Source organism: Mesorhizobium sp. M0207 (genome assembly GCF_040321995.1).
Classification (GTDB): Bacteria; Pseudomonadota; Alphaproteobacteria; order Rhizobiales; family Rhizobiaceae; genus Mesorhizobium.
Genome location: NZ_JAMYSQ010000011.1, coordinates 1 through 21,988, shown reverse-complemented (window position 1 = coordinate 21,988; position 21,988 = coordinate 1). Strand labels below are relative to the sequence as shown.

General features: G+C 59.1%; 18 protein-coding genes and 3 pseudogenes. 13 read left to right on the top strand and 8 right to left on the bottom strand.

Going from position 1 to position 21,988, the window contains the following annotated elements; translation table 11 throughout:
* Nucleotides 1-104 precede the first annotated feature (104 nt).
* Together NKJ15_RS16325 and NKJ15_RS16320 are read left to right on the top strand one after the other, a co-directional pair.
* Nucleotides 105-584 carry a hypothetical protein gene (locus NKJ15_RS16325; RefSeq protein ID WP_352816234.1) on the top strand — a complete coding sequence of 160 codons (480 nt, stop codon included), beginning with the start codon at nt 105-107 and terminating at the stop codon, nt 582-584.
* Nucleotides 585-606: 22 nt separating this feature from the next.
* Nucleotides 607-1,188, top strand: a complete 582-nt coding sequence (locus tag NKJ15_RS16320; RefSeq protein WP_352816232.1) for a hypothetical protein — start codon at nt 607-609, stop codon at nt 1,186-1,188.
* A gap of 221 nt (nt 1,189-1,409) precedes the next feature.
* On the opposite strand, the pseudogene NKJ15_RS16315 reads toward NKJ15_RS16320, so the two are convergent.
* Nucleotides 1,410-4,203, bottom strand: a pseudogene (locus NKJ15_RS16315) (MFS transporter).
* Nucleotides 4,204-5,096: 893 nt separating this feature from the next.
* Nucleotides 5,097-5,444 carry a hypothetical protein gene (locus NKJ15_RS16310; RefSeq protein WP_352816230.1) on the bottom strand — a complete coding sequence of 116 codons (348 nt, stop codon included), beginning with the start codon at nt 5,442-5,444 and terminating at the stop codon, nt 5,097-5,099.
* 204 nt (nt 5,445-5,648) lie between these two features.
* Here NKJ15_RS16310 and NKJ15_RS16305 point away from each other — a divergent pair, with 204 nt between their 5' ends.
* A complete protein-coding gene (locus NKJ15_RS16305) occupies nt 5,649-5,825 on the top strand; it encodes a hypothetical protein (protein ID WP_023680685.1) in 177 nt (58 codons plus the stop codon).
* Between the two features lie 679 nt (nt 5,826-6,504).
* Nucleotides 6,505-7,620 (top strand): annotated as a pseudogene (locus NKJ15_RS16300) (IS110 family RNA-guided transposase).
* A gap of 1,445 nt (nt 7,621-9,065) precedes the next feature.
* Here the strand turns inward: NKJ15_RS16300 and NKJ15_RS16295 are convergent.
* Entirely contained in the window at nt 9,066-9,698 is a 633-nt protein-coding gene (locus NKJ15_RS16295) for an acyl-homoserine-lactone synthase (RefSeq protein WP_352542323.1), read from the bottom strand.
* A 73-nt stretch (nt 9,699-9,771) separates the two neighbouring features.
* On the bottom strand, nt 9,772-10,521 hold the full coding sequence (locus tag NKJ15_RS16290) for an autoinducer binding domain-containing protein (protein WP_352816227.1): 750 nt from the start codon (nt 10,519-10,521) through the stop codon (nt 9,772-9,774).
* A 128-nt stretch (nt 10,522-10,649) separates the two neighbouring features.
* On the opposite strand from NKJ15_RS16290, the gene NKJ15_RS16285 reads away from it, so the two are divergent.
* Nucleotides 10,650-10,865, top strand: a complete 216-nt coding sequence (locus NKJ15_RS16285) for a helix-turn-helix domain-containing protein (protein WP_352816226.1) — start codon at nt 10,650-10,652, stop codon at nt 10,863-10,865.
* 28 nt (nt 10,866-10,893) lie between these two features.
* Here the strand turns inward: NKJ15_RS16285 and NKJ15_RS16280 are convergent, their stop codons facing one another.
* Entirely contained in the window at nt 10,894-11,172 is a 279-nt protein-coding gene (locus NKJ15_RS16280; protein WP_352816224.1) for a helix-turn-helix domain-containing protein, read from the bottom strand.
* A 128-nt stretch (nt 11,173-11,300) separates the two neighbouring features.
* Here NKJ15_RS16280 and NKJ15_RS16275 point away from each other — a divergent pair, with 128 nt between their 5' ends.
* The 6 genes from NKJ15_RS16275 to NKJ15_RS16250 all read left to right on the top strand — a co-directional run bounded on the left by NKJ15_RS16275 (nt 11,301) and on the right by NKJ15_RS16250 (nt 16,971).
* Nucleotides 11,301-12,092: an IclR family transcriptional regulator gene (locus tag NKJ15_RS16275; protein WP_352816222.1), complete on the top strand. Its 792-nt coding sequence runs from the start codon at nt 11,301-11,303 to the stop codon at nt 12,090-12,092.
* Nucleotides 12,082-13,275, top strand: coding sequence for a M24 family metallopeptidase (locus tag NKJ15_RS16270; RefSeq protein WP_352816220.1), 1,194 nt, complete (start codon nt 12,082-12,084; stop codon nt 13,273-13,275). The genes NKJ15_RS16275 and NKJ15_RS16270 overlap by 11 nt, the downstream gene beginning before the upstream one ends.
* Nucleotides 13,272-14,564, top strand: coding sequence for a threonine synthase (locus NKJ15_RS16265; RefSeq protein ID WP_352472980.1), 1,293 nt, complete (start codon nt 13,272-13,274; stop codon nt 14,562-14,564). Before NKJ15_RS16270 ends, NKJ15_RS16265 begins: the two co-directional genes overlap by 4 nt.
* Before the next feature lie 168 nt (nt 14,565-14,732).
* The gene (locus tag NKJ15_RS16260) at nt 14,733-15,479 is read left to right on the top strand and encodes a substrate-binding periplasmic protein (protein WP_352542327.1); all 747 of its coding nucleotides are present in this window, start codon (nt 14,733-14,735) and stop codon (nt 15,477-15,479) included.
* A gap of 107 nt (nt 15,480-15,586) precedes the next feature.
* Nucleotides 15,587-16,243 (top strand): amino acid ABC transporter permease, encoded by a 657-nt coding sequence (locus NKJ15_RS16255; protein WP_352542328.1) that lies wholly within the window; start codon nt 15,587-15,589, stop codon nt 16,241-16,243.
* Entirely contained in the window at nt 16,240-16,971 is a 732-nt protein-coding gene (locus NKJ15_RS16250; protein ID WP_352816217.1) for an amino acid ABC transporter ATP-binding protein, read from the top strand. Before NKJ15_RS16255 ends, NKJ15_RS16250 begins: the two co-directional genes overlap by 4 nt.
* A gap of 44 nt (nt 16,972-17,015) precedes the next feature.
* On the opposite strand, the gene NKJ15_RS16245 is transcribed toward NKJ15_RS16250, so the two are convergent.
* Together NKJ15_RS16245 and NKJ15_RS16240 are read right to left on the bottom strand one after the other, a co-directional pair.
* A complete protein-coding gene (locus tag NKJ15_RS16245; protein ID WP_352542330.1) occupies nt 17,016-18,059 on the bottom strand; it encodes a cysteine synthase family protein in 1,044 nt (347 codons plus the stop codon).
* Nucleotides 18,056-18,712 (bottom strand): GHMP family kinase ATP-binding protein, encoded by a 657-nt coding sequence (locus NKJ15_RS16240; protein WP_352816215.1) that lies wholly within the window; start codon nt 18,710-18,712, stop codon nt 18,056-18,058. Before NKJ15_RS16240 ends, NKJ15_RS16245 begins: the two co-directional genes overlap by 4 nt.
* 942 nt (nt 18,713-19,654) lie before the next feature.
* Here NKJ15_RS16240 and NKJ15_RS16235 point away from each other — a divergent pair.
* Together NKJ15_RS16235 and NKJ15_RS16230 are read left to right on the top strand one after the other, a co-directional pair.
* Nucleotides 19,655-20,095, top strand: coding sequence for an RNA polymerase sigma factor (locus NKJ15_RS16235; protein ID WP_502904340.1), 441 nt, complete (start codon nt 19,655-19,657; stop codon nt 20,093-20,095).
* Complete coding sequence (locus NKJ15_RS16230) at nt 20,089-20,895, top strand: class I SAM-dependent methyltransferase (RefSeq protein ID WP_352542332.1); 807 nt, start codon at nt 20,089-20,091, stop codon at nt 20,893-20,895. Before NKJ15_RS16235 ends, NKJ15_RS16230 begins: the two co-directional genes overlap by 7 nt.
* 258 nt (nt 20,896-21,153) lie before the next feature.
* Here the strand turns inward: NKJ15_RS16230 and NKJ15_RS16225 are convergent.
* A pseudogene (locus NKJ15_RS16225) lies at nt 21,154-21,334 on the bottom strand (helix-turn-helix transcriptional regulator); the annotation flags it as partial.
* Nucleotides 21,335-21,988: the final 654 nt, after the last annotated feature.

The window sequence follows — 21,988 nt, the reverse complement described above, 5'->3', positions numbered from 1 at the left end:
GCGGCCATTCGACAAAAGGAACAAAGTGCGGTGTCGCTGGTTGAGATTTGTTGAGACCAGAGCGGAGGCTTTCGCCGCTGTCTCATCCAGCGCAAGGATTCGCCGTGGGCATTCTCGAGAGCCTGAAGAAAGCTACCGAGCAGGCGACGGGTATCGCGCGACCGAGAAAGCAAGAACTCGCCGAATTCGTGAAGATGAAGAAGCCACTCGAATTTCGGTTCAAGGATGACGGCCTCGTGCCGAACCACCCCTTCTGGCCGTTTGTCGTCTATCGCGGCGCCGTAAGGTCGGTGGAACAATTTGATTCCGCAGCCGTGCTGGAAGAGCTTTTCGAGGCCATTGGCTGGAGTAGCGGCTGGCGGGACGGCATCTACCACTACGTTCATTACCATTCCCGCAAAAATGAAGTGCTTGGGGTTGCGGGCGGAACCGGCAAGGTTCGGTTCGGGCCAACAGGGGCCGTACATTGTCCTGGAAGGCCGGCGATATGGCAGTTCTTCCGGCCGGCACCGGGGTCACCAATGTTTCTCCGAGTCTGCTGGTTTCCTGGTGGTCGGCGCTTATCCCGCATCCGACGCTTATGACGAATGCACGACAGCCCAGAACATGAGCGGGCATTACGAGCGATCCCCAAGTTGGCCATCCACGGAAGGATCCGGTCTATGGGAGCAAAGCGCCGCTGGTGTCAGCGTGGAAAAAATGAAGCTTGAAGATGAAGTCCGCCACGTTTCCGAAGACTTGGACGATGATGTACTGAGTGACGCTGTGCGGGCGCTGCATCGTCGGGTTAAGATCGTTCATGATTTCGATATCCCCTACATTGCTGGCTACAGCAAAGATGGCAGGACGATTTATATCGATCGCCATATGCCTCGCACTATGGATTGGAAATCGGCCAAGGTCCGGCTTGCCCCATTTCTGCTAACGCACGAAATTGTTGAAAAGGCGCTCCTAGACGAACTCGGGCTTCATTATCTGCACGCGCATCAAATCGCTCTTCGAGCCGAACGCGATGCAGTGAAGGCGGCGGGTGTTGGCTGGTCCGCTTACCAGGCCTTCAACAAAAAGAACGAAAAACCGATCTCCGAAGAGAAGCTCAAGAAGATCCCCAAGGATCTTGACCTGACGCCCTACCGCGACATGAGTGACTTTTCAACGCTCGAGCGTCTGCTGAAGGCGCAACGATAGTCGGACAAGCCAATGGTCCTCGCTTGCCAGTTCTATGACCGCCGCCTCGACAGTTCAGCATCGACGAGCTCGCGGCACATGTGCAAATGAGCGCATCGACCCTGCACCATCGTTTTTCGCCAGCTGCAGCTCGTTCGCATGGCGCTGCGTGCACCGAACTTTCGCGGCGGTCCCGTGTTCTCAACCGAGATACACAAAAGCGACCCGTAAAAGCGAGCCGTTCAAGCCGCTTGGGTTTTCATGTCTTCGCCGCTCACCATTTTGGTCACAGCGGAGAAATCGAGCTTGCCTGAGCCGAGGACAGGCACTTTCGCAACGACGCGCACTTCGGCCGGCACCATCAGGTCCATGGCGCCGTTGGCCCTGGCGAAGGCCAGGAATTCGGCACGCGTGGCGTTGACCGCCTCGGTAATGAGGACCAGCTTTTCGCCCTTGCGCGCATCTGGCACGGCGGCGACTGCCGAGAGCGAGCCTTTCCACAATTCGCCCGCCAGTGCCTCGACGGCGGCCAGCGAAACCATCTCGCCACCGATCTTGGCAAAGCGCTTCGCGCGGCCTCGAATGGTGATGAAGCCGACGTCGTCGATGGCGACCACGTCACCGGTGTCATGCCAGCCGTCTTCGAGCGGCTCGAGCACGCCCGGCTTCTCGGTGCGCAGATAGCCCGCCATGACATTGGGCCCGCGCACGAAAAGCCGTCCGCCATCCTCGACGCCAGGCACCGGGTCCAGGCGGTACTCCATACCCGGCATGATTTTGCCGACACTGCCGGAGCGGTTGTACATCGGCGTGTTGATGGAGATCACGGGCGCGGTTTCGGTCACGCCATAGCCTTCGAGGATGCGCAGGCCGAACTTTTCCATATAGGTCGCGCGCGTAGAAGCCTTGACCGGTTCCGCGCCGGCAAAGCAATAGCGCACTGAGCGGAAGTCGTAAGGGTGTGCCGTACGCGCATAGCCGCTGAGGAACGTATCGGTGCCGAAGATGATCGTCGCGTTCGATGCGTAGACCAACTCCGGCACCATGCGATAGTGCAGCGGGGAGGGATAGAAATAGACCGGCACGCCCGATATCAGCGGCAGCACCGTACCTGCTGTCATGCCGAACGAGTGGAAGATCGGCAGCACGTTGAAGACCTTGTCGCCCGAATGGAAGTCGATACGCGAGGCGGCCTGGGCGGCATTAGCCAGGATGTTGCGATGGGTGAGCACCACGCCCTTAGGCGTGCCTTCAGAACCTGAGGTGAACAGGATCACCGCCGGTTGGCCGGGCTTGCGGGCGACCCGCGGTGTATTTTTGCGCAATAGGCCGAGCAGCTTGTCCTTGAGGCCAATGGTGGCCCTCAGATCATCAAGCCACACAATATCGACCGAGCGGCCGAGTTCCTCGACCACGGCGCCAAGTTTCGCTTGTTCGACAAAGGCGCGTGAAGTCAGCACGGTGCGCACCTCGGCGGCCTTGCAAGCGGAGAGCATGTTGGCCGCACCGGCAGTGAAGTTCATCATCGCCGGAACCTTGCCGGCGGACATGACGCCGAGCAGCGTCGCACAGGCGCCGTTGGCATTGGGCAGCATGATGCCGAGCGTCTGCTGGCCGGAATAGAGGCTCTTGAATTTCTCTCCAAGCACGGCGGCGGCTGTCAGCAGCTTGCCGTAGCTCAGCGAACCGGTGACGGGGTCCTGCACGGCCAGTTGCTTCATGCCGCGTTCGCTCGCCGTCTGGATGATCTTCTCCAGCACAGTCTTGTCGATGTCCTGGTGCGGAAGACGAGATCCGACATGACCTGGTAGAGGGCAGCACCCGCCGCTGCGCGGCGCTTCCGGCCCTTGAGGTCCGGCAAAGTATGCCGCCCACCGTCATAAAGCCTGCATTGACGATGCTCACCGCGGCGACGACGCGAGCGCGACTGGCTTCGGGCGCCCAGGCTTGTACGGCGGCGAAGGTTGGTACGACAAGAAAGGCGCTGGCAATAGCCATGCCGGCAAGGTCGATCGCAACATGGACCGTGTTTGGCCTGGCGAAGAATATTGCGAGCGTTTCGGCCCCGATCGAAGGCTGCATGCTCCAGATGGTCCAGGCCAGGTCCAAGCCGAACAGTGCCATCAACGCAGTGCCAACCGGGGCTGGCAAGAGCACGATGCGGCCCTGCGACATCCATGCGGCTATGGCAGAGCCAATGGCGATCGACACGGCGAACACCGCGAGATAGGCGGTGACCGCGATTTCTCCGCCACCGAGCGAATCCTTGACCAGTGTAGGCAGGATCGAAAGGACAATGGCCCCGATCAGCCAGAACCACGACGTCATCAGTCCGGCGCGCCAGATCCGCTTGTCGGCACGCAAACCGTTCACCTGTCGCCAGGTCGAGCGAAAGATGTTTTTGTCGATGACTAGGTCGGGAGCCGCAGAACCGGTGGACGGAATGTAGCGGCTGACAAACCAACAGGCCACGGCAAGGACCATCATGATCGGCCCGAACACCGAGACCCCAATGCCATCGGCCGAGACGACGCCTCCGGCGATAGTGCCGCCGAGGATGGCGGCGAAGGTTGCCGATTCGATCCAGGCATTGGCGCGGGGCAATTCCTTGCGCTCGAGGTGATCCGGCAGGATGCCGTACTTGATCGGTCCGAACAGTGCCGAGATGATGCCGAACATGAGCAACGCGATCATCAGCACCGGGATCGACGACAGGGTGATTCCAACGACAGCGACAGCCGCAGCGGCGATCTCGGTGAATTTCAGCCGACGGGCGATGAGCGCCTTGTCGAACCGGTCGGCGATCTCGCCACCAACGGCGGACAGGAGCAGGAAAGGAGCCATGAAGACGGCACCCGCCAGCGTAACCAGTGATGCAGCCTTGTCCGCCGCCAGGGTGAACAGAATAAGGAACACCAGCGTGTTCTTGAGGAAATTGTCGTTGAAGGCGGAAAGGAACTGCGTCCAGAAGAGAGGCGCAAAGCGCCGTGACGTCATCAGATGGCTAGTCGTATGGCCGTTCTTGGCGATTTCCATTGGGGCGGCTTCCATTGGGCAATACCGTTGAACATCGTGGTCGTATCGATCAGCGGTCTTGCGCGGTTTGAGCTTCTTGTAGTGCGAACGCGGTTACACTTCGTTACTGCGGCTCAAATCGATCAGCGGCTTTTGGGTTTGGGGCTTCTAGCCGGTTCATGAAGCGGCTCGCCTCTTCTGCGTCTCGCAGGGTCCTGGTGATGGTGATCGAGGTATGCACGAGCCTGGTCGCCGCCATCGGGCAGAACCCCTTGGCGGCAAAGGTTGCTCCATGAAATTGATGGCGCCGTCATTATCGAAGCGGCGATGGCGAAATTGGCATGGTGAATGTTTGCAGGCGCTTGAACCCTTGGGAGCATAGCTGTTGAAGGGCATCGATATTGTCTTTTGGTTTCAGGGTGAGGTTGCGCCGGCGTTTGTCTGTCTCCAGGCCGGATACAATCAAGCGGTCTTGCGACGGTCCGGACGAACGCAGCGTCAGCGCTGCTCCGCAGCAGCGGCTGCAGACGGCGGTCGCCAGCCAGCTTGAGGCGCAGTTGCCGCAACCACTCGCCATCCTCTCCGAGCGGATCGCAGGACAGCTACGCGATTCTGAGCACTGCCAAATCGGCCTAAATTTCCACTGCCGAATGGACGATGAAACGCGTAAGCGAGTTTCCGGACCGGAAGCTATGCGTTGGGTTGCCCAAACGATGCAGAGGCGCTGCTGTTGGCGCGACAAGCTCGACCGCAGGTGCGGACGGCATAAGAATTTTGAAGAGGCCCGTGGTGACTGGGGATTGCGCCGGTATTGGCGACGCGCGAAGACTGGGTCGATATCTGGGCGAAGGCAGCCCCTGCGACGCAACTTCATACCGGAGAATGGAGGCCGCGCTGGGAGGTTGTTGCTTCGGCTACCAACTCAAAGTGATTGTCCGGGAGAGTTCGGCGATGTCGCCATAGATCATCGAACCTGTGACGAGAAAACATTTATCACCGAGGACTTCGAAGAGTGAGCTTGCCGCGGTACAAACCGGCAGGTTCTTCGAATTGGCGTGCGTGCCGAGGGTCGCGGTTTCGACCTTACGGTCGGTCGCGGTTTCGACCTTACGGTCCTTGGCTTCGGCACAGCCGACACCGATCGCGAGGATTGCGATAGCAATGAGAGTCGTCTTGCTCATATTTTGCCCCTGGAGCCAGCTCTTGTCGGGTAAGTCGCGCGATGCATCAAGTAGCACCGGCCCACGATCGGCTTCATCCATCGATTGGAGGAAGCGGGCTCATCCATAATTAGCAATATCTTGAGTAAGGCGCCGAGCGCACCAGACTCATGGAACGGCGCGCGGAATTTCCATTCGTGACGAGGTGGCGATCCCGGCCGCCTTCGCAAACGGGTCACTCAGCACTGCGTAAACGTCTCGATTCCGAGCTATAGCTTTCCGCATTCGGTCATCGATCATACCAAGGTGAAGAAGGGGCAGCAGATCGAGCTTACCGGAGAGATCACGCGCGTAGACGAGGAAGGCGGCAGGGTGACTGTCGATCTGGGACCGCTGGTGACGATCGACATCGACAAGGTCAGGCTGGTCGAGAAGTACAGGACGCCAAAGCGCAAGAAGCCGCTGCGCGACATGGTGGATTAGCTCGCGGACCGCCGCTTATCCACGCGACATCGGTACCACTCAAACGAATGGCAATTTTCTGTCTGAATGCGTTTAGGGTCCATGCTCGCAGACCACGCATGGGTATCGCGCGGAGACAGGTGACTCTCGGTTTCAAGGCGTCGAGATGCTACGAGCACTGAAAAGTCAGTTCCTTAGACCTAAAGATCGGGCGATCTGCCAGCGGGTTGTCGACCAGGTAACCGCCGACGCCAAATGGTACAGCACCCCGATAGACGGTCAGATTCTGGCCTCGACCACGCTGAATCTCTTTCAATCAGGGGTCGTAAACGAAACGAATTTGCTGGCACATGTTCGCGCGCGGCGCCACGACTTCACTAAACTGACAGGCTAGTTCTTCACCCTCGCGACATGGGCGCGAAATGCGGTTCTTCGTAATCCGCCGGGCGGTCATGCAGCAAGTTGAGCGCCCGCTTTAGGTCCCGATGCAAATTGTCGATGGCGTCGTAGTGCGGACAGAACGGCCTTGGGGACAACTGCGCGACCCACAGTTCCTTCATCAGTAGTCAAGCCTGCCGTTCGATCTTGGCAAGCATGATACTCGGAAATCTGTTCATGGCGGCGACGGTGCGGCATCCCGCAAAATAGGAATATATTCTGCATCCCGTCAAGGCACATAGACTCGTCTCGCCCTCAACGCATGCTCGCCGCGCACATTTTGGGGAAGCCCCCGACCGCTATCCGCGTCGATCTTGCCGCAATATTTGTCTCGTTAGAACTGTCTCGTTCAAAATGGCTCGTGACTTCGCTTTCGCCAGGTGGGGGCGAGAGAATGTCGAGACACCTCGTGCCGGGGGCGACATTCCGGGTTTGCTCGATCACTTCGCAGAGCTGCAACGAAAGGCGGAAGTGCGGACAGGGCAGCGTTTCCGGGTCATATCAATCCAGGAAGCTGGTCTGGATGGATTCTGGATACATCGGGTCCTCGAACGCGAAGGCATCGAGAGTTATGTCGTGGACCCGGCATCCACTGCCACATCGCGTCGCCGCCGGCGGGCCAAGACCGACAGGATTGACGGGAAGCACTGGTTCGAGCGTTGTTGGCCTACAACCGCGGCGAGCCTCGGGTTTGCGCGATGTTGCGAGTGCCAACGCCGGAGGAGGAAGACCGTCGCCGGTTGGTGCGCGAGCGGAAGGCGCTGACGAACGAGCGGATCAGGCACGTCAACAGGAGAAAGGGCCTTTTGTTCAGCCAAGGTGTGTCCGGATACGAACCGTTGAAAGGCGATCGACGCAAATGCCTCGACGCGCTCATTACCGCAGATGGGCGTCCACTGCCGCCAGCGCTCATGGCGCAGATCAGCCGCGAGCTTGATCGCATCGAGTTGCTGATCCAGCAGATCAAGGATGTTGAAGAGGCACGCGACGCCTTGCTCGTCGCGGCAGATGAGCCAACACCGGCCCTGCTGCTCAGGCTCAAGGGAATAGGTCCGGAGTTCGCGGCCGTCCTGTGGTCTGAGGGATTGTCGCGCAAGTTTGACAATCGACGACAGGTTGCCGCCTACGCTGGTTTGGTGCCAACGCCCTGGCAAAGTGGGCAGATTAATTGCGAGCAGGGAGTCTCGAAGTCCGGCAATCCTAGGCTCCGGTCGACGCTTGTCCAGGTTGCGTGGCTCTGGGTGCGCCATCAACCCAATTCCGCACTCAGCCAGTGGCGATCATCGCCCTCGCTCGGAAACTGCTTGTTGCGCTGTGGAAATACGTGAACGCCGGAGTCGTTATAGAAGGAGCTTTCCTGACGGAACCATCAGCGTAGACGCCAATCGATTCTAACAATCTCCAGGACCGATCAGGCCTGGCAGATCCTCGGTAGACGAACCGACGAAACTCATGGCCTCAAACAGCCGCCGCTGAAGAATGGTTTCGTCTCTTGGGTCCGAATCCGCCGCAAGCGGGATCATGGAACAGGTGTATGCGCCTGACCGAATATAAGGTGGACTGGGTTCGTTCGCGAACCGCGTCACGCAAACGGACTCATCGAATGGATCTACGGATTGCGCGGAGGTACATGACAATGTCGACGTGATGCCGCGAGCGCCGGCAGGCGTCCTGAGCGCCCAGTCCGGTCGGTGACGTGGTTGCGATCCCGGCCGCGGTACGGAGGGGGGTCACCGACGACCGTATCAGCGATACACGCACTTCCTTAGCAGGCGGCCCAGCAGCTTGGGTTAGGGGGGCCGCTGAGCCTGACCAGCGAGCCTTCGGGAATGCCCGACTGGCTGGTTAGTACATTAGATAAATGTAATGTAATCGAACAATGTGAACGAAGTACTCGGCGGTAAGAAATTGACTGGCACGATTCACTTACCGCGCGCCTTTGCCTTGGGTTCTGGCGAGCTTTCGGACGGGTTTGCAGCCAATTTTGCAGATCGCCGATCTGTTACCCACAGGGACTTTTTCCTCGCCACCAAATCGTCACGATCGCCCTCAGGGGTCGCTCGGCTATGCATGGCAGCTATGGCGAAGTCGGCTCTGTTGGTTCGATAGTCTTCTTTTTGGACAGTCATCGTTTTCTCCCAGTTTCATAGCCCCTCTTTTGCCCTTGCGGGGAGATTAACTGCCTGTGCATTACGGGAGTCAATCGATGGAACGACCACTCCGCAGTCGCGAGGGCGGGAAGCAAGCCGACAATTTTAACGTTGGAGCGGCTTACAGAGTGCCGGCAACACAGCCGCCCTTTCGTCGGGCTGCGTTGATCGCGTCCATGTTGCGCTTCAGCTCGCCGATCTTGGCTTCACCTGCCTTGATGTCTGTGTTGTCCATCATGGCGATCGAGCACTGCCGCACCGCGACCCTTGGCGGTCACGTGGAGGCCTGCGAGGATGCGGCCAGTGGGTCCCAAGCCAGTCCGCACGATCACAGCGACGCATCGGGAAATTTGGCCAGGCCCTCAAGAATTGTGTCCGTCGCCTTCACCAGGCTCTCGGGCGTGAACTGCCCAAAAAAAGAAATTGGATGAAGGAGAAGTCGTACGCTCCAAGATCCGGTGTGTCCTTTTCCCAGACCTTCTTCTTCGATTTCGATGCCAAGGCTGGTACCGCTTGCCCCGGAGCGCCCGTCTTTGGACACCTCCGCCTTTGAATGGCTGTTATGGCGCGAGGCAGACAGCCGATTTGCACGCGATAGTACATCGCCGCCCTCTGCGAGTGCCAGGCAGCATGTTCGTTCGAGGCGTGACGCCCAAAAGCGGACGGCCCGCGGTCAGGCCAGCCGCTTGAATGGCGTTTCGGCCCAAATCACAGGCTCCGTTATGCGGTAGAATTGTCGCGTCGCGATCAAGGCTGACGGGCTGACATCAACCATCAGACCGATGATCGTCATATCACCATGTGCGAGCGCAGGCCCAAGCTGCTTCGGATTCCAGCCAATCGATGCGAGGCGGTCGAACCAGTACTCCTCGCACACGATTGTCAGATTGCTGATATGTCGCTGGATACAGAATTCCAAAATTCCGCAGTAGATCACGCCGGCTGCCTGGCAAGGTCGGCCGGGCTCACGAAGATCCCGCGCCACGAAGAACCTGGTCCATTCAAAGATATTGGGTCGGCGCGGAACGCCGCCGTCGGCGAGTTGCGGAAAGGTTTCGCTCATCAGATGTGGCCGAAGGCTCGGCACGAAACGGGATCCGGCAACGACGCCTCTTCCTGGCTGGATGCCGAGCAGATGAATCGCTTCTGGAGTATCGAACGCGTCGATCTCGCGACCGTCGGGGCGTCTCAGGTCCTGCCATCCACGTTCATCGACATAGATTTCATGCCGCAGGCGGAAGTAGCTGTCGAGATCCCCTCGATAGGCAAAGCTGTTTGACGCGTCAACGACATGGACCTGAATCATTGCGGTTCCTCGCGATGGAACCCCATCCGACCACGCGACGATTGCCCGGGAAATACCCAGATCTGGGGATGGATCAAAGTTCGATTTCGTGCCTGCGAAACGCCTCCACGATCGCGTGCACAACGTTGGCGGTGCTGAGTTTCTGCTTGATGTTGCGCAGGTGGGTCGTCACAGTGTTTTCCGAGATGCCAAGTATTCGGGAAACCTCCCATGCGGTTTTTCCTCCCGCGACCCACTGCAGGATTTCACGCTCTCGTTGGGAAAGCTTTTGTCTCGGCCGCCTGCGCGAGTTGCCAACGAGGCGTTCGGCAGCCGAATAGGCATGGCGCGCAAGGGCATGAATGGTGCAGCGCACCGTCGGCGCCAAATCAATTTCACTTCCGGCAACCGTTACACAGGCCGGATCGCCAAACGCAGCCTGAATCGGGATGCAGATCCCGTCGCAAAGCCCAAACTCTTTCGCTTCATCCATCACCCTCCTGGCATTTCCGTCCGTCAAGCCGTGATGGACGTCCCGCCAGAGGAAGGGCCCGATCGCACCACGGCACACAGCAACACAAGGGTCATGGCGATAGTGTCCGGCAGCCATATAGCGGTCGTACCATTCCTGCGGCCAACCGTTGACAAGGATGTGTCCATCCAGCGATCCGGTGTCCTGGCGTGGCAATTCGGTGACCAGACAGGCTGCGTAGCCGTGACGTTCGATGCTCTTGCGCAGTTGCCGAATGATCTCGGCGGCGCTGGTTGCACGGTCAATCTGCGCGGTTGCTTCAAAGATTTGTATTAGCTGATCCTGTAAGACGCTCCCGTGAACCGCCGCCATTGTAGGCCCTTTCAATGTACTGAGACAAAGAACAAAATAAATAACTTAGGTCCAACCGCAACGTCCGGCATGACTTTTGACTACTATAGTAGGTGGCACTAAAGGGCGCGTTCTGACTGCCTCGCCGCATGAGGCTGAGGTCTGTTTTTGCTCGCAATCTGAGGTTGCTTCGCCAGGGCGCCGGCTTGTCGCAGGAGCAGCTCGCGGACCTTGCTGGCCTCGACCGCAACTATGTCGGCAAGCTCGAGCGGGAGGAAAACTCACCGACCGTCGATACGCTGGAGGTGCTGGCGTTGGCATTGCAAGTTAACGTGGAGCAGCTCATCCGTCGAAACTCGCCGTGACGCACTGGCCAGCAGGCCGCCGAGAGCATCAGGATTTTCCCTTGCGCCGCTCACGCGACGCCACTGCACAATTACCAGCTGGGGCTCGGGCGTTTTTGCCGGGCCGTTTCGTCAGCTCGTCGATGTCGACGCTCAACGCGGTGGCAAGCTTTGCGAGCGACAGGAGTGTGGGATTGCGACGGCCGGCCTCGAGACCACTCAGATAGGCGCGCGTGAATCCTGAACGGAACGACAGTTCCTCTTGAGAGAGGGCCTGTGCGCGCCGAATCCTCTGTACGTTGAGGCCGACAACCAACCGTAGGTCCATGACGGCATGGTCGTCGCTGGGCACACTTTAGGACGACACACTATAATGAACATTCGTCATTGACAGGCGCGGCTATTGCTGCTTTTCTCATCATATTAAGGAACGCCATTCCGAAATAAGGAACGTCAGTGACAGGAAATCTTTCGTTGGAACGTGGGCTTGCGGTTCTCAATGTCCTCAAGGAAGCGGACGAAGCAGTCGGGGTGCGCGAACTCGCCCGCCGGCTTGAGCAGAGTGCTCCCGCCGTGCAGCGAATTCTGAATACCCTGGCAGAGCAGGGCTATGTCGAGCAGTCGCCAGACTCGCGGCGCTACCGGCTGGGTCACTCCGTGCTGGCGCTGGCGCAGAAGGTCCTGGGCAGAGATCGCCTGGTTGGTTTGGCTGAAATCGAACTGCAGGCGCTGGCCGCCGAAGGGTGCTTCAACGCATTCCTCGGTATCAGGCGGGGCAACTGCGGAATTTATCTCCTGACCGTGCAAAGCAAGAGTCCGGTCGTCATTCGTTCTTCACCTGGCGAGACCTTCCCCTTGCATTCCACCGCGTTGGGCAAGGCGCTCCTGATGGAGCTGAGCGGCGAGGCGGTCATTGCGATTCTTGGACGAGGTCCACTGGAGCAGGTTGCCGTACGCACAGTCACCGATCCGCACAAGCTCGTTGCTCAAATCAGAGCGTCCGAGCCCATTGGTTACACAACATCCCTGGACGAGAACTTTACCGGGCTGATTGCGGTCGGCGCACCGCTTCGCGATGCATCAGGCACAATCATCGCGGCTATAAGTGCGGCCTACCCCCGGTCAGTGGGACCGCATGTGGAGATCGCTGAGATTGGAGAGGCAGTAATGGCGGCTGCGGCGCGCATTTCCACCGGCCTCGGCTTTATGGAAGCAAAACAGGCTCGGGATTCCCATCATGCTGCTTAACCAAGCGCGCCTGAAACAATGCATGACGGCAGCCGGGCTTGACGCAATTATAGCGACTGCCCCGGAAAACGTGACCTACATGAGCGGCTTCTGGGCTCTGCCGCAATGGATCCGTCGCGGCCCGCAGGCTTATGTCGTGTGGCCGGCTCCTGACAAGGGCACGCCTGAAATCATCGCCAGCTCCAGCACGCTCGACCTCGTAGCCGATCAGGAAGTCTGGGTGAGCAAGGTTCGGCGCTATGGCGACTTTTACGCCAATGTCGGTTCCTCGACCACCGTGGACCTCGCCAATGAACGACACCTCCAGCTTCGAGACCTGCCGAGGCATGGCGATGCCATCGCGGCTTTGGTCGCCGCATTGGAAGAAGCTCAGCTCGGCCGTGGGCGGATCGGCATAGACGAGGCCGGGCTCGCACCAGGATACCAGGAAACCCTCAGAGCCCATTTTCCCAATGCGTCGTTCCTACCAGCCACCGCATTGCTTCGCGAGGTTCGTGCCGTAAAAACGGCAGGTGAAATCGAACGGCTCGGCCAAGTTGCCCAGATTGCCGAACGCTCCATTCAAGCAGCACTCGGCGTTGCTCAGGAAGGCGCCACCGAAGCAGATCTGGCGCGCGCTTTTCATGTCAGGACGGTCGAGGAAGGCGCCCTGCCCGTACTGGGATGCATCGGCTTTGGCGAGCGCAGCGCGCTCATGAACGTCCAGCCGTCTGACCGCAGGTTGCGCGCTGGAGAAATCATCCGCTTCGACGTCGGTGGCCGGTTCCGGCACTACCGCGCCGACATTGCCCGTATCGCCACGCTGGGCGAGCCGCCGCCGCAGGCGCATCGGCTTCAGCAGGCGCTGCTGCGCGGCGTTCAGCATGCCTGCGACATTATCCGGCCGGGCATGGCAGCAGCACAGCTCTTCGAAACGGTCGTGCGTGTGGTGAAGCGCGAAGGAATTGCCCACTACGAGCGCGATCACGTCGGACATGGCATCGGCCTTGATGGTTATGATGCGCCGACGCTCTCGGCGCGCAGTACAGACATCCTTGAAGAAGGAATGGTGCTGTGCGTGGAGACCCCCTACTACGAAATCGGCCGCTGGGGACTCCAGGTGGAGGACATGGTGGTTGTTCGCGAGCGCGGAGTGGAGCGGCTGACGCAGACGCGCGATGCAATCACCCGGGTGCCGTTATGAGCCGCGCGGCAGGGTTTTCCTGTATTCGATGCGGCGCCTTGTTCCGGATCGATACCAAAATCGACTCACGCGGCTGCCCGAAATGCTGTGCCGAAGCACCGGCCAATCTTAAGGTCGTCTACGATCCATCCGGAGCTACATCGGCCGCTTCCGCAGCGGGTGCCGCCCTGCCCTCGCTCTGGCGCTATGCCGACATGCTTCCTTGTGGACTCAGCGATGCAATCTCCTTGGGCGAGGGCCTGACGCCATTGCTGAGCGCCGAGAAGCTGGGAAAGCAGCTCGGCGTCCCCAAGCTGCTTATCAAGGACGAGGGCGCAAACCCTACCTGGTCCCACAAGGACCGCTTCTCGACCGTGGCGGTGTCGATGGCACGTTTGAGTGGCGCACGCGTGGTGGCGACTGCTTCGTCGGGAAACGCCGGGGCCTCACTTGCCGCCTATGCTGCACGGGCGGGCCTGAAATGCGTCGTTGTCACATTCTCAGGCACCGCCGGCGCAATGTTGGCGCAGATCCGCAAATACGGCGCAAGCGTCGTATCCCTGGCCGACAAGTCCCATCGCTGGCCATTGCTTGCCGCTGGTACCGAGCGCCTCGGATGGTTTGCAACATCACCGTTTCACAGCCCCGTGGTCGGCAGTCATCCTGTCGGGATCGAGGGCTACAAGACCCTGGCTTACGAAATCGTCGAACAAATGCACGGTGCCGTGCCGGACTGGTGCGCCTTGCCTGTTTGCTATGGGGATGCGCTTGCCGGGCTGTGGGCCGGATTCAAGGATCTTCTCAGCCAAGGCAAGATCGAGCGGTTGCCGAGACTCGTGGCGGCGGAAGTGCACGGATCTTTGGCCAGAGCCCTTGCCGGCAAGGGAGATCTGGTTGCCGAAGTCCCCGCAAGCTTCGACACGCTTGCCATCTCGATCGGCACCACACGAAGCACGTTTCAGGCGCTCAACGCCCTGCGTGAATCTGGCGGCACGGCAATGCCGGTCGGCAATATCGGCTTGATAGCGATGCAGCAGCAGCTTGCGGCCACCGAGGGTGTTTTTGCCGAGCTAGCCTCGGTGACGCCATTTGCAGCTATCGAATCCTTGAGGCGAGAAGGCACCATCGCGCGGTCGGACAGCGTCGTTGCCATCGTGACAGCGAGCGGCCTCAAGGATTTGGATCGTTCGACCGGTCCGAACAAAGCACAACCATCGTTTCAGTCAGTTGCCGAAGCGTGGGAATACGTTGCCGAGGGCCGTGACTATTTCACACCCTCACTTGAACGGCGCGCGACCAAGATGTCCTGAAGAGAAGATAGAGGCGATCATGAACGGATGCGATTTTTTCTGATCGATTGATGATCTCGTCCACCATTGGACGGTATTGCGACTTTTCTAAAAGCTATCCAGGAGAGGCAAATTCAACTCGCTTAGCGAGCGGAATCTCGATTCAAACATGATGTAAGGGGAATGTTCATGCTTCACAAAACGCTCATCGGCTGGCTCGCAGCCCTCAGTGTCGCAATGGCAACTCAGACGATGGCTGAGGAAACGCTCAGAGTCGGCGTCACGCCAACCGGAGTGCCGTTCACGTTTGTCGACACCGCAACCCAAAAGCCGACAGGCGCGATGGTCGATCTGGCAAGTGCGATTGCCGCGAGCCTTGGCACGACCGCCGATTTTCAAATAAACGCTTTTCCAGCCCTGATCCCGGCACTGACGACCGACAAAATCAATCTGATTTCCGCCAGCATGTTCATAACGGACAAACGAAAGCAGGTAATCGATTTCAGCACGCCGGTTTACGCCTATGGCGAGGCGATGTTTGTTGCTGCCGGCGATAGCAAAAACTACACGATCGAGGAACTCAGAGGTGCGACCGTCGGGGCGCAGATCGGCTCGACCTACGCTGATGCTCTGGAAGCGCTTGGCGTCTTCGGTCAAGTCAAGCTCTACGACTCAATCGCTGACATGATGCGCGATGTGGTTCTGGGCCGCATCAAGGCCGGTTTCGGTGACGCCCCGATCGTCGCATATCAGCTTTCAAAGAATCCCGGCCTGGGTGTTCGCCTCGTCGACGGCTATCAGCCGATGAAAAAAGGCGAGGTCGCGTTGGCAGTTGCCAAGGAAAATCCACTGCTTCTCGAAAAGGTGAATGCCTCCATCGCCAAGCTGAAGGAAAGCGGCGAATTAAGCCGAATATTTGCCAAATATGGCCTTTGAGGCCGACCCGCACTGACCTCGACAGAAGCGCCGGCTGGCAGGACCAAAGGATCGCATCGGAATGACCGGCTTTGACGGCCGGGGTACGTGCCAAGAGGAAGCCGGCCATGACCAAATTCATCGCGCATGCAACGGAATATCTGCCGCTTCTTCTTAACGGCGTTTGGCTGACCGTCATGATAACCCTTCTTGCGCTGTGTCTTGCGACGGCGCTCGGCCTTGTTTGGGCGCTGTTCAGGACATCGGGGATACGCTGTCTCGCCGTGCCGACGCGGCTCCTTGTCGACTTCGTGCGCGGCATACCATTGTTGGTGGTTCTCTTTTATATCTACTTCGTCGCGCCCGAGATCGGCATCAACCTGACTGCGCTCCAGGCTGGCACGATCGGGCTGGGGCTGGCGCACTCCTGCTATCTCGGGGAAACCTTCCGGGCTGGCATCGAGGCGGTCGATAAGGGTCAGGTCGAAGCGGCAAAATCGATCGGCATGAAGCGTCCGTTGATGATGCGCCGCGTCGTGCTGCCGCAGGCATTCAAGATCATCCTGCCGCCTTACGCCAACAATATGGTCATGCTGCTGAAGGACTCCTCGCTTGTCTCGGTGATTTCGGTTCAGGAGTTGACCATGCAGGGCAAGATGCTTGCGTCGTCCACATTCGACAACATGACAGTTTTTACCTTGGTGGCACTGCTTTACCTGTGCCTGACGGTTCCGCTGAACCTGTTTATGCGTAGAATCGAAAGCTATCTTGGGGCGGCGGGATGATCACCTTTGAAAACGTGCACAAGTCCTTCGGCTCCCACGAAGTCCTCAAGGGAATCAACGCCGAGATCGCCAAAGGACAGGTCGTATGTCTGATTGGGCCCTCGGGTTCCGGCAAATCGACGCTTCTGCGATGTGTGAACGGGCTTGAGACCTATCAGCGCGGTCGCATCAGTATCGACGGCACCGTGGTCGATGCCGCCTCGCCCCAGGTTCACGCCATCTGCACCCGCGTTTCCATGGTTTTCCAACGTTTCAACCTGTTTCCGCACCGCACAGCCCTGGAAAATGTCATGGAAGGGCCGCTCTACGTGCTGAAGGAAAATAGGAACCAGGTCCGGGAGCGGGCCACGGCATTGCTCAATCGCGTCGGGTTGGCCGACAAGACGAATGCCTATCCCGCGTCATTGTCGGGGGGTCAACAGCAGCGCGTGGCCATCGCCCGTGCCCTGGCGATGCGCCCACAGGCCATTCTTTTCGACGAGCCCACCTCCGCACTTGACCCGGAAACGGTCGGCGAGGTCCTGCAGGTCATGCGCGCGCTCGCAGACGAGAACATGACCATGCTCGTGGTTACGCACGAAATTCAGTTCGCCCGCGAGGTTTCCGACAGCGTCCTCTTTCTCGACGGCGGCCGGATCGTTGAGCAAGGTCCGGCCAAGGAACTGCTTCGAAATCCGAGATACGAACGCACTAGGGATTTTCTTCACCGGGTCATGCACCCTGTGTGACTGCTGGCCGATGTTGTTTGTCGCCTAGCCTCAGTTCGGACCTGTCACTGCGTAGGGGACAGGCCGTCCCCCGCGAGGACGGCGTTTAAAGTTCTGCGGTTCCAAGGGAATCTCGTCCATGCCGTCTCTTCGGCCGGACGAATTTGCGTGAGAACAGTTGGTTCAAGGGGAATGGAGATTGGCCAATGCTTCAAACCGGCGAGCCAGTCGGGGTTGTAGACTGTATCGGAATGACGATGCCCTTCATCTGGCATTATCACGACGGTGGAGGCTTCCGGATTGTGCCTGGCGAACCAGGCGCCGACCAAGGCTGCGGCGCCGCTGGTCGGCCCCATGAACAGCCCGTGATCGCGAAACAGCCCATGCGCCATTGCGTAGGCCGGCAATGCGCCCACCCAATGAATATCGTCGATCATCTCATGACGAACATTGTCCGGCAAAACGCTGTTGCCGAGCCCGCGCAGCATGCGACGTCCGACAGGCTGGCCAAAGAGCATGCTTCTGTGGGTATCGACAGCAATCATCCTGAGATCAGGAAAGAGCTCACGAAGGAAGCCTCCGGTTCCACAAAGCGATCCCCCAGTGCCCACGCAGCCGACGAGGCAATCGATGCGGCCGAATGATCGAACAACGAGGTCCGCCAGGCGCGCGTAAGCAAGGCGGTTTTCCGGATTGTCGTATTGCCGAGGCCAATACGTGCCCGGGCTATCTTGCAGGGTCTGCTGAAGATACTGGAGCCGACCGCGCTGATTGCCGTCTCCTTGAGGATCGTCGATGGCCATGACTTTGGCACCAAGTTGTTCCAGTCGCCGCCTGAGTTTCAGGTCGATGAGGCTGGAGGCCGTGACAAGTATAAGCGCATAGCCACGAGCCGCAGCCAGCATGGCGATGGCGAGGCCGAATGTGCCCGACGTCGTTTCGATGATGTGACCTTCCCGCCTGAGGCGCCCTGACGCTTCCGCCTGATCGACCATGAACCGGGCGGGGATCAGCTTCATGAGGGAAAAGCAGGCGGCGTTGAGGTTAGGTGCGAGTTGGGCAAAACGCGGCGTCTCGTAGGCGCGTAAATAGTCTTGCGCCGCGGTCACTGGATTAGCCTCGTTTCGGCATTAAGGGCAAACGTATGGACGCCTTGCAGACCTGTGCCGCTCACCTGCCTTGCGAGCTCAGCAGCGCGCATGGCCGCCCTGGGCGCAGTCGCATCCAGAAGGATGCCGATCAATGTTCCGCTGTGGGCCACCTGCACACCGCACGCGTCATGCGCCCGCGCTATATCCAAAATGGTGTCGAAGGATGCCTTCGGCAGGTGCTTCTGACTGATACTGGCGCTGATGGTTGCGACACGTCCAAGCAGGCGGGGATCTTGTTGCCGGATGGAGCGGTTCGCCAGTCCCCGCAGAACACGGAACCGCCCGATTTCCTCACTGTCGTAGCGTGCTCGTCGCATGCCTAGCGTGTCGATCGGTCGGGCACTGCCGTCCCTGAAACCCACCACGAGAAAGGGCGGGAACTCGCCTCCGAAATGTTCGATTGTACGGCCTTCCCGGTGAGCGAAGAGGAGAGCTTGGTCGCAGTAGGCGATGGCGTCGCTTGCGCTTTCCGCGGCAACGGCCAGTCGCGCAACAGTTGACTGGCGCAGCGTGACGCGCGCCGAAGCCGCGACCGCGCGGATCGAGGCAATGACGTCTGCCGTGGAGGAACCGTAGCCGTGCCCTATCGGAATAGAGCTTTCGATCGTCAATTCTCCCCCCCTGCCAGCTACCCCGACATGCTCGAGCGTGAGGGCCGCCGCGCGCGCCGCTTTGACCCGGTTTGCGGGTCGCGGCCGAATGCCATCTTGTTCATCCGGCCAGAAGGTCGCTAGCGACCCTTGCGACGTCAGCGGAAGCGTGACGAGTCCGCGACAAAGCCGTCCGTTGTCAGCTTCAAAGACGCCTTGGAGGAATTCCCCGTGATGGGCGTGTGCCCGACCGACTCCTACCACCAGAGGCCATGTGACAGTCTCCTTGTTGATCTTCCTCGAATGTGTCTGCTGGCCGGATCTCGGTGTGCTTGTCTGGGTCACCGCATCATCTCCTCACCATGGCATTGGGCGATGATGCGTGCGACTGACCCGTGCTGTCACTCGCCAAATCTCGGTAGTCCCATTGGCAAGCACATCATGCAAAGATACGGACAAGATTGCCCCACCAATTGGAGCCTCCAATACTGGACTAGACACAGCAGCACTCGTTTCGGGAACCGTTGGTCTTGCGGCCAACCATTCCGAAACAAGTGCGGCCATGCACGGTATTTTCAGTATTGGTCTTGTAAGGAGGGTTGGACTGCTCACCCTGAGTCAATACTGAGATCTGGCGATAGCCCATAGCGGCCTCACCCAGGCGTCGGCGCTTTAGCTCCTTGCCTGTGCGCGTCTTGCGCGGCTAGGCTGCGTGGCGGCTTGAGCGTTCGATTGCGACCTCACCGGCCCTGCATATCGTCGCGCACGAATCTCTTGTCGTCGAAGCGGTGGTGATGACGGAGGCACAGGGTGGCGACGCCTTGATCGGTGCAGGATCTACCATGGACCGCGGCAGTCGGGAGGAGTTCCTCACCGGGTTCGTCACCCTTGCCGTCTCGTTACGGCCTGAACTGCACCGCTATTGCTCGCGTCTCATGGGGTCGGTCGTCGACGGCGAAGACGTTGTGCAGGATCTTTGCTCGAACCCTCGTTGCTCTCGACCAGTTGTGCAAGATTCCGCAGCTGCGACCCTGGTTCTTCCGGATTGCCCATAGCCGTGCGCCGGACCTGCTGCGCAGCCGTGCGATCCGCGCAGCAGAGCCTATCGAGGCGGCCCTTGAAGTCGTTGTCGACGCCGCTCCGGACCCCGTGAAGATTTTGATGCTTCAGGAAGCGATACAAACTGCGGTGTCTCGCTTTACGGAACTCCCGATCCTCCAGCGCAGCGTCATTATCCTGAAGGATGTGCTTGACGAGCCGCTGGCTGAGATCGCCGGTCTGCTCGATATCACGGTCGATGCCATGACGGGGCGAATCTCCTGCTGCTCCGCTGACTCGACGTTACATCAGGGGGCGCTAATTATCGGTCCTCGGGTCAAAAATCTTAGAAGGCCAACATGCTGAAACCATCGTGGAACAACGCTCGAGGAAGCCGACTTCTATCTCTTTTTCGCAGCTATGCTGATCGTATCACAACGCGGCGTGTCACACGCAAACTTGATTCGTACGGAGATTGGCTGAGAGCCCTCACCCTGACACTACTCCCGACGAGGAAGGCTCATCACTGCAATGCCTGCGATCGCGGTGTGGCGGCTTTTTACCGTTTCGGGGGATACACGCTTATTTGCCCGCTTTGTCATGCCCTGGATCGTGAGCGGTTTTTGATTTGTGCTCTAGACCGTAAGCTTCTCGGGCTTCCGGCGGGACCGCTTAGAATTCTCCAGATTGCGCCGAGCGAAAAGGGGCTTTCAAAGAGACTATCTCAGGCGGGCAACCTCATTAAAGGCGATATTGAGCCCGGACGGTACGGCCCCGATACCGTGCAGGTTGACCTAATGAACATGAACGGCATCAGCGATCTCGATATTGTCGTCTTGTGTCATGTCATGGAGCACGTACCTGACGATCGGCATGTCTTTCGGCAAGTTTGGTCATCCCTTAAGCCTGGAGGACAGGTCTGGATCCAAGTACCGCTTATCTATCGTCAAACGCTCGAAGCGACGCCATCCATGTCACGGAGCGAGCGCGACGAACGCTTCGGCGGATCAGATCACGTGCGAGCCTACGGTCCCGATATCAAGGAGCGTATCGAGGACGCGGGTTTTACGGTTGCTCGAATAAATTCAGACCGTATACCTGCCGCCGATCGCGAGCGTCTTGGGCTTCTCCCCGATACTCTCTTTATTGCCGAACGGCCCGAGTAACACAATTCGGATTGAGAGCGCGAAGTTCCCGACGCCATCCCTGGTGGCGATCATCGCTACTGTGGGCAGGCGCATCACCTGTGACCTCTGCCTTCGGAGGGCAGCTCGCGCCCTCGATGTCGGGCGCTGGCGCCTGCGAGTACAGTGTCATGCGCCACCCGCAGGTTGCACAAGCTATCCCCTCCTGGACTTCACTCGACCTGTAGGCTTGGCCGGATAACCGCGGCCGACACCCGGATCAGAGGTCTATGACTTCAACCCCCTGTCGGCCCATTCTTGCGGATTTGCGGGGCATAGACCACGCGACCACCCAACTTCCGATAGGCAGGTCCGGTGCCGTACGTGCGATGCTTTTCAAGCGTCCGGGGGAAAGGCCGACAAGTTTGGCGGCCTCCTCCGTCTTGAGCAGACGGAGAGGGAAGGTGTCTGATCGTGACATGTTTTCTCCTTTCTGTTCGCACCAGATGCAGGTGCGCCGAGGAGAGGCTTACAATTTAGCGAATGCGCCAAGCCCCGCTGGTTGCGCCCTCCCCGCACACGCCCCGGACAAGTTTACTCGCCGTCGCACTATGAAGTGGTGCTGCGTGGTCAATTGGCCATGCGGCTGTGACGGGGCACTACTGCGGTAATCGTCGAGTGCTCATCACGCTTTGGCTCGGTGTTTCGACGAAACAGAAACAAAAGAAAAGGTGCAAACCCGTGTGCACGGCATGTGCACATCGCTCGCTAATTATTTGTTTCCGCTCAGTCCATCATCGTCCCGACTCGCTTCCGAGTTCGTGGTGCTCGATCTCGATTTGCTGTCAGGCCGCTTGGCGACGATAGCAAAAGAATGCCTCCTCAATGGGGGCGTCTTGCGATGTAGCGGCCTTCCGCTACCATCTTCAAACTGTGCGGCCCGGAGACATGGGTAACAGTTGTACCTAAGACATGGGTGACACCCTCGTGCCGAACGGGTTGTCGTAGGTCTGCAAGGTCCTCTGTTCCAAGGTACGCATCCGGTGAAGACCGCAGACGTGCGCATCCGGCAGCCAGGAGAACCTGAGCACCGGAGTGCTGGGGTCAAGCTTTCTTTGGGGAGACGCGATGATAT

Coding starts and splice junctions, on each gene's coding strand:
- NKJ15_RS16320 (WP_352816232.1), top strand. CDS start 607: ATGAGCGGGCATTACGAGCGATCCCCAAGTTGGCCATCCACGGAAGGA.
- NKJ15_RS16310 (WP_352816230.1), bottom strand. CDS start 5,444: ATGGATGAAGCCGATCGTGGGCCGGTGCTACTTGATGCATCGCGCGAC.
- NKJ15_RS16295 (WP_352542323.1), bottom strand. CDS start 9,698: ATGATTCAGGTCCATGTCGTTGACGCGTCAAACAGCTTTGCCTATCGA.
- NKJ15_RS16290 (WP_352816227.1), bottom strand. CDS start 10,521: ATGGCGGCGGTTCACGGGAGCGTCTTACAGGATCAGCTAATACAAATC.
- NKJ15_RS16285 (WP_352816226.1), top strand. CDS start 10,650: ATGAGGCTGAGGTCTGTTTTTGCTCGCAATCTGAGGTTGCTTCGCCAG.
- NKJ15_RS16280 (WP_352816224.1), bottom strand. CDS start 11,172: ATGGACCTACGGTTGGTTGTCGGCCTCAACGTACAGAGGATTCGGCGC.
- NKJ15_RS16270 (WP_352816220.1), top strand. CDS start 12,082: ATGCTGCTTAACCAAGCGCGCCTGAAACAATGCATGACGGCAGCCGGG.
- NKJ15_RS16265 (WP_352472980.1), top strand. CDS start 13,272: ATGAGCCGCGCGGCAGGGTTTTCCTGTATTCGATGCGGCGCCTTGTTC.
- NKJ15_RS16260 (WP_352542327.1), top strand. CDS start 14,733: ATGCTTCACAAAACGCTCATCGGCTGGCTCGCAGCCCTCAGTGTCGCA.
- NKJ15_RS16255 (WP_352542328.1), top strand. CDS start 15,587: ATGACCAAATTCATCGCGCATGCAACGGAATATCTGCCGCTTCTTCTT.
- NKJ15_RS16250 (WP_352816217.1), top strand. CDS start 16,240: ATGATCACCTTTGAAAACGTGCACAAGTCCTTCGGCTCCCACGAAGTC.
- NKJ15_RS16230 (WP_352542332.1), top strand. CDS start 20,089: ATGCTGAAACCATCGTGGAACAACGCTCGAGGAAGCCGACTTCTATCT.